A 7,337-nucleotide genomic window follows, 5' to 3' on the forward strand; every position below is an offset into this window, starting at 1 on the left:
CTTTCTCTCCGCTTTCCCGCAGGACATTGACGGGGATGACCGCCGATGTGCGGCGGTATGGTTGATTGTCCGGGAGTGCGACAGTTCTGGCCTTGCCCGCGTTCAGGCAAGGCCGATATTACAGACTGCCGGGCGCGCGGCTGGTTTTCCCTGCCGAGGTCAGCGCCCTGCTGCTTTTTCTGCCATCGATGCTCTCCAGGCGCATCTGGAACGGCGGGAACGGCATATCGATACCGTGCTCGCGGAATCCGGCCAGAATCAGCTGATGCATCTCATGGCGTAGCGGCATACGGTGACCCATTTCGGCGGCGTAGATACGCAGCTCGAAAATCTGGATCCCCTGCTGCAGGTCAACAAGAAACGCTTCCGGCGCCGGAGTATCGATAACCAACGAACAGCGGTGCGCGGCATTTAGCAGGATCTGCGCCACCTCTTCGGTATTGGCATCCACCGGGGCAGGCACCGTTAACACCACGCGGGTCACAGAATCCGACAACGACCAGTTGATGAACTGTTCGGTGATGAACGCCTTGTTTGGCACGATAATCTCTTTACGGTCCCAGTCGCTGATGGTGGTGGCGCGGGTATTAATGCGCGTCACGCTACCGGTGAGATCGCGAATGGTGACCGTATCGCCAATGCGTATCGGTTTTTCAAACAGAATAATCAGGCCGGAGATGAAGTTGGCGAAGATCTCCTGCAAACCAAAACCGAGACCCACACCGAGCGCGGCAATAAGCCACTGCATCTTGGACCACTCAATCCCAATCATCGAGAAGCCGACCAGACCGCCGATCAGCATCAGCAGATACTTAGTGATGGTGGTGATGGCGTAGCCGGTGCCCGGCGTCAGTTCCAGATGCTGGAGGATGGCCAGCTCCAGCAGCGCGGGTAGGTTGCGCACCAGCTGGGTAGTAATAATCAGCACCAGGATGGCTATCAGCACCGCGCCGAGGGTAATCGGCTCCAGGCTCTCAACGCCCTGTACCGTGGAGGTGACGTCCCACAGCGAGATATTCTCCAGGAAGCCAAACGCGGAGTGGATTTCTGACCACAGCACGATAACCGACACCAGCGCGATCAGCATCAGCAGGGAGCGCACCAGACGCAACGACTGGGTGCTGATGGCATCAAGATCGACCTCGCTGACCTCAGCTTCCATCGAACCCTCCGGGCTGCTGGTATGCTGGACTTCCTCTTCGCCGCGGGCGCGCTGGGCTAGGATCTCCGCCCGACGGTGCTTCGCGCGATCGAACGCCAGGCGACGGCGCTGAATCAACATCCAGCGGCGAATGATGTGATAAACCACCAGCAGCAGGAACCAGATGGCGACCGACGTTTCGAGCCTGGCGAGCAGCGCCTGCGATGTGGCGAGATAGCCGATTGCCGCCGCCAGCATTGCCACCAGCGGCGCGCCGAGCAGCATATTCCACAGCAGTCGGTTAAGCATATTGTCGCCGCTGCCTTCTTTATCGAGATACAGCGGGATGCCGGCGCGTTTCAGGCTCAGGGTCACCATCGCCAGCGCGCCGCAAATCAGCATAAAGCAGAGGCGACCCAGCGAGGCTGAGAACTCGCGATCGTTGAGATTATCAAAAGTAATCAGCGCCATAATAAGCGGCACAATGAGCCCGATGCTCATCAGATAGTAGCGCATCGCCTTGCTAACCCGACTGCGCGGCCAGCCAAAGTGGGCGATGAACAGACCGTTCGGGCGGGCAAAAGTGGCGCAAATCATTACCACCCACAGCAGCGGCACCGTTGCAGTGACGCTATCGCCAATCGCCACGGCCAGCGGGAAAGGCCAGGCAGACTGCAGACCGTAGCCCAGCGTCATCCACAGTACCGGCAGCGGCGAGGCCACCAGTATAGACCAGAACACCGTTCGCAGGGTGAGCCAGAAGTGATCCTGCGTAACCTTGCCGACGCGCGCGCTGGAACGCTCCAGGAAGCTGGTGAAATGGCGCCGCGAGCTGACGCTGAACCCTACCAGAATGAGCGCGACGAAGAGCGGCAGCAGGGTCTCTTTGCTGGTCAGCATCATCATGCTGGCCTTACCGAGCTGGCTCATGGTATCGAGCGAGATCAGACGGCGTAAATCCTGAACAATCTCCAGTGGCCAGGAGAAGCCGATTGGGCTGACGTCGGAGGTCCAGAACAGATAGCGGTGGGTCGCTTCGTTGATCTCTTTGAGCGCATCCTCCAGCTGGCCGTTGGCGACTTTCAGCTTGGTCAGTTCGAGCATAAGCGTATCGCCGCCGCGCAGCAGGGAGTTGAGCAGCTCTGTCTGCGTGCGCATCTGAGCCTGAAGAATGCGGTTCTGCTCGCTGGTGAGGGGTTCACCGTTGGCCTGACGAATTTGTCTTAGCTGTGGCTGCTTGCCGAGCTGATCCTCATAGCGCAGGCGCTGCACGCGCAGCTGCGCCATTTCGGTATCCAGCTGCTGCGGTCGCGGGATTTCCGGCAGACGCGCCACCTGCGCGCGCAGGGCTTCGCCAAGCAGATTGGAAGAACCTAACCATTGGGACTGCTCGCGGAGCGTGTTTAAAGCCTGACGCACCTGCAGGGTTTGATTGGTCGCCTGGCGCTGCTGAGAGGCGATCAAGTCCATCCGCTGCGCCTGCTGGTTTAGCGCTTGCGACAGTTCGCGGTTCACTTTGAACTGCGCCACGATATCCGGCGGCAGGTTTTCGCTGTTTTCCGCCAGCAGCTCGGTGCTTTCCAGCGCTTTCTCCGCCTCGCGCTGCCGTTGGTTATTGAGCTGATTTCTTAATGCCTGTAGCCAGGCGTCGAGCTGCTCACTCTCTTTCTGCGCCAGCTCGGATCGCAACCGTGATAGCTCCTGGCGGTTATTGGCGGAAAGCTGCGCCAGATCCAGTTCATCGACCAGCGCTTTCAGCCGCGCGGACTCTGCCTGTAAACCAAGATTTTGCGCCTGCGCCAGCGGCGTATTGCTGCTTTGCGCGCCGATCCGGCGCTCGACCTCATTCAGCTGGCGGCGGGCATCGCTCTGTTGCTGCGGCAGCTGGTTGAGCGAGTCGGCGATATCGCGGGCGCGGTCCTGCTCCTGCTGAGCTTTACGACTGGCTTCCAGCAGTTGGCTGCTGACCTGGAGAATCTCCTGGTTCAGGGCATCGGAGGAGAGGGTAGTGGAGACCTGGCGCGGCTCATCGCTGAGATTGTTGAGCTGCGCGCGCAGGGTTTGCGACAGTTTGGGGAAGTTATCAATAACGTCCTGATACTGACGGGCGCGCTCAAGGGAGGCATTACGCTCCTCAAGCGCATTCAGGGCAGACTGCAGGACTTCGACGGTTTCAGGCTGGGCGGGCTTTGCCGCTTTCGCCTGTTCCAGCTCCTGGGTTATCTGTTTAGCATCCGGGGCTGTCGCTGCGTACGCCCCGAAACTGAGGCACCAGGCCAACAGGAAAGTGTATATCAGGCGCACGGCGTAACCTTTTCTTTCAGGAATTAACCTTCGTCTTGTTTATCGTCAACCAGCGGACTGGCGGCGTGTTCAGCGCGGACTTCTTCGGCTGCCAGCGGAGCGGGCTCGACCGGCGTCACGGCTTCAGGCGCGATCGCCAACGGCTGGCCTATTTTGGTTATTGACAGGCTTTGTAACTGCTCAACCAGCTTCACCTGACCCGGAGCAAACAGGTTAATCACCGTGGAACCCAGTTTAAAGCGGCCCATCTCCTGGCCTTTAAGCAGGGCGACGGAACCTTCGCTCTCGCCCGCAGGCCAGGTCCAGCGCTTAATGATGCCTTCACGCGGCGGCGTGACGGTACCGGACCACACGGTTTCGATGCTGCCGACGATGGTGGCGCCGACCAGGATCTGCGCCATGGGGCCAAACTCAGTATCGAACAGGCAGATGACGCGCTCGTTGCGGGCAAAAAGATTCGGCACGTTTTGCGCGGTCAGATGGTTTACGGAGAACAGATCTCCCGGTACGTAGATCATTTCACGCAGAATACCGTTGCACGGCATGTGCACGCGGTGGTAATCGCGCGGGGAAAGATAGGTAGTGACAAAGCTGCCGTTACGGAACAGATCCGCCATCTGGTAGTTGCCGGCCAGCAGCGCTTCCAGACTGTAGTTGTGGCCTTTGGCCTGCAAAATTTTATCGTCTTCAATAGCGCCGAGCTGGCTGATGACGCCATCGGCGGGCATCACCAGTACGTTCGGGTCAGTATTTAACGGACGCACGTCATCGCGCAGCGGGCGAACAAAAAAGTCGTTAAAGGTCCGGTAGCTGGCAGTATCAGGCTTTTGCGCCTCTTTCATATCGACCTTGTAATATTTCACGAACAGATCGATGACCAGTTTTGTCAGCCAGCCTGCCCGCTTGCGTGCACCCCAGCCTGCGAGGCGGGTAAGCCACAGTTTAGGCAGAATGTATTGCAGTGAAAGTTTAAGATCGTTTAACAAGGTAGCCTCCAGGCCATTATTTGTCGTTCCTGACCCCCGCGCGTCGGCGGGGGCCTGAAAAAGGGGGACGATTCTAACGATGCTCAGCTTAAATGTCAGTCATCGGTTGATGAAAAGCTTTTACGCGTTTTTACCTGCACCTGCGCCATGCTTTCCAGAATGCGATGGTAGTTTTCAAACCGGCTTTCAGCGATTTCGCCCTTCTCCACCGCTTCGCGAATGGCGCAGCCCGGATCGGTATCGTGTTTGCAGTCGCGGTATTTGCATCGGCCTAAATAATCATGGAATTCGACAAAGCCGTGGGTGATTTGTTCCGCGTCGAGATGCCACAGGCCGAACTCGCGTACCCCCGGCGAGTCAATCACATCGCCGCCGTGCGGGAAGTGGTACAGGCGCGCGGCCGTAGTGGTGTGCTGCCCCAGTCCGGAGACATCCGAAACGTCATTGGTAAGGATTTGGTCATCCTGCAGGCCCAGCAGCGCGTTCAGCAGGCTGGATTTGCCTACCCCAGACTGCCCGGCAAAGATACTGATCCGATCGGTAAGTGCCTCTTCAAGCGGCTTCAGGCCATCCTGCGTGCGGCTGGAGACCATCAGTACGCGGTAACCAATATGGCGATAAATGTCCATTTGCTCGTTGACGAAGTCCATGCTCTCCTGATCCAGGAGATCGATCTTATTGAGCACGATCAGCGGCTCGACGTTCAGCGTTTCGCAGGCCACCAGATAGCGGTCGATAATATTCGGAGAAAGCTCAGGCAAGATGGCGGAAACGATGACAATCTGATTGATATTGGCGGCGATAGGTTTGACGCCGTCATAGAAATCCGGGCGCGTCAGTACGGAGGTCCGTTCATGCACGGCCTCGACGATGCCTTTGACGTTGACGCCGTCAGCTTCGCTTTTGCCTGGCCGCCAGACCACACGATCGCCGGTGACCAGCGAACGGATAGTGCGGCGTATATTGCAACGGTGGACGCTACCGTCGGCGGATTCGACATCGGCATGCATGCCAAAGCGGCTAATAACGGTCCCTTCGGATTTTTCACCGAACAGGTTGTCATCAAAATCGGCCTTCTCCGAAGTCGTTTTCAGGCGGCGCTGGTGGTTGGCCTTCACGCGGCGCTGTTGGCCTTTGGAGAGTTTATTTTTACTCAATCGAACTGGCTCCTGGTCGCCCTGTACGGGCAAAACCTCTATGATACACGCTATTTTAGATGAATATAGTGACGTAAGAAGGGTGGAAAATAACATGAGTGCAGATGAAAACAACCTGATTTGGATCGATCTTGAAATGACGGGGCTGGATCCGGAGCGCGATCGCATCATCGAAATCGCCACCCTGGTGACTGACGCGAATCTGAACATTCTGGCGGAAGGGCCGACGATTGCCGTACATCAGTCAGACGCGCAGCTGGCATTAATGGATGAGTGGAACGTGCGTACCCATACCGGTAGCGGACTGGTGGAGCGGGTGAAGGCGAGTACCCAGGGCGATCGTGAGGCAGAACTGGCGACTATCGAATTTCTCAAAAAGTGGGTGCCGGCGGGTAAGTCACCGATCTGCGGCAATAGCATCGGTCAGGATCGCCGATTCTTGTTTAAATATATGCCTGAGCTGGAAGCCTATTTTCACTATCGCTATCTTGACGTCAGTACGCTTAAAGAGCTGGCTCGTCGCTGGAAGCCGGAAATTCTCGACGGCTTTAAAAAACAAGGAACGCATCAGGCGATGGACGATATTCGCGAATCGGTAGCGGAACTGGCTTACTACCGCGAGCACTTCATCAAGCTCTAATGCTTATGCCGGGGCCAGAAGCGCCCCGGTAGTACGTCTGACTATTTAAACCACTTCTGTTCCATCGCCTGGAATTCCGGCGAGGCTTTGACGACATCCAGAGCGGCATTGATATTATTCAGCAGTTCAGGATCATCTTTACGCACCGCAATGGCGTACTGCTTACCGTAGTAGCTGGGATCCGTGGCGCGCTCGTCCATAATCGCGTATTCGGGATTATCCTCGAGCCATTTCGTTAAGGTCTCCTGATCGCCCATCACTCCGCTAATCACACCTTCTTTCAGCGCGTTCAGGGCGCTTTCATCGCTGTCATAAGGCAGCACGTGCACGGCTTTTTGTTTATCACGCAGGTAGTGCTGATGAATGGTGCCCCTTACGACGCCGAGTTTTTTATCTTTGAGATCGGCAAAGGTATGGGCAGCGTCTTTCGCTGTGACTATTGCTCCGGAGAGCTCCTGGCGATAGGGATGGCTGAATGCAACCTGCTTTTCTCGCATTGGAATCACTTCAATACCGGCAATCACGGCGTCGAATTTCTTAAAACGCAGCGCCGGGATGAGAGTATCGAAGCCCTGGGGAGTAAATTTGCATTCGACCTGCATCTGCTTGCACAACGCGTTGGCCAAATCGATATCAAAACCCGTGGGTTGGTTTTTGCCACTGACGGTTTCAAACGGCGGGTTGGCCGTCGTTGTTCCAAAATGTAGCGTTGTTGCCGATGCTGTTCCTGTGGCAAGCGTAGCCAGCAGCAGGACGGTAAGCGCTTTTTTCATTTTATTTCCCTGGTTATCATCGTTGTTGACCGTCAGCGGGCGATATCCGCCTGTAAACTTGAGTGATTTTGCGCCTTTAGCGAGCCCGGAAAAAGTCATTTTGCCGCATTTGCTGCTTATTTAGACAAAACAGGCCTGAATGTGGTGATAAAGTGGTCACTTAAATCAAAAACGAAAAAAATTGCTTTCAGGGGGGTTGCAGCTAAATCGAATTCTCGTATAATGCGCCTCCCGTGACGAAGCAGAAATGCAAATCACGACGCCATAGAAATATGGCCAAAAGTTTGCGGGAATAGCTCAGTTGGTAGAGCACGACCTTGCCAAGGTCGGGGTCGC

General features: G+C 56.4%; 5 protein-coding genes. 1 reads left to right on the forward strand and 4 read right to left on the reverse strand.

Going from position 1 to position 7,337, the window contains the following annotated elements; translation table 11 throughout:
* Positions 1-118 precede the first annotated feature (118 nt).
* The 3 genes from mscM to rsgA all read right to left on the reverse strand — a co-directional run bounded on the left by mscM (position 119) and on the right by rsgA (position 5,588).
* Positions 119-3,445, reverse strand: coding sequence for a miniconductance mechanosensitive channel MscM (mscM, locus tag IAE27_RS03910; RefSeq protein WP_200091952.1), 3,327 nt, complete (start codon positions 3,443-3,445; stop codon positions 119-121).
* A 23-nt stretch (positions 3,446-3,468) separates the two neighbouring features.
* Positions 3,469-4,431 (reverse strand): archaetidylserine decarboxylase, encoded by a 963-nt coding sequence (asd, locus tag IAE27_RS03915; protein WP_070557056.1) that lies wholly within the window; start codon positions 4,429-4,431, stop codon positions 3,469-3,471.
* A 95-nt stretch (positions 4,432-4,526) separates the two neighbouring features.
* Positions 4,527-5,588, reverse strand: coding sequence for a small ribosomal subunit biogenesis GTPase RsgA (gene rsgA, locus IAE27_RS03920; RefSeq protein ID WP_004109167.1), 1,062 nt, complete (start codon positions 5,586-5,588; stop codon positions 4,527-4,529).
* A gap of 94 nt (positions 5,589-5,682) precedes the next feature.
* On the opposite strand from rsgA, the gene orn reads away from it, so the two are divergent.
* The gene (gene orn / locus IAE27_RS03925) at positions 5,683-6,228 is read left to right on the forward strand and encodes an oligoribonuclease (protein WP_004097954.1); all 546 of its coding nucleotides are present in this window, start codon (positions 5,683-5,685) and stop codon (positions 6,226-6,228) included.
* A gap of 41 nt (positions 6,229-6,269) precedes the next feature.
* On the opposite strand, the gene IAE27_RS03930 is transcribed toward orn, so the two are convergent.
* The gene (locus IAE27_RS03930; protein ID WP_070557104.1) at positions 6,270-7,001 is read right to left on the reverse strand and encodes an arginine ABC transporter substrate-binding protein; all 732 of its coding nucleotides are present in this window, start codon (positions 6,999-7,001) and stop codon (positions 6,270-6,272) included.
* Positions 7,002-7,337: the final 336 nt, after the last annotated feature.

Origin of the sequence: Klebsiella sp. S69, assembly GCF_016516145.1 — a bacterium.
GTDB lineage: Bacteria > Pseudomonadota > Gammaproteobacteria > Enterobacterales > Enterobacteriaceae > Klebsiella > Klebsiella oxytoca.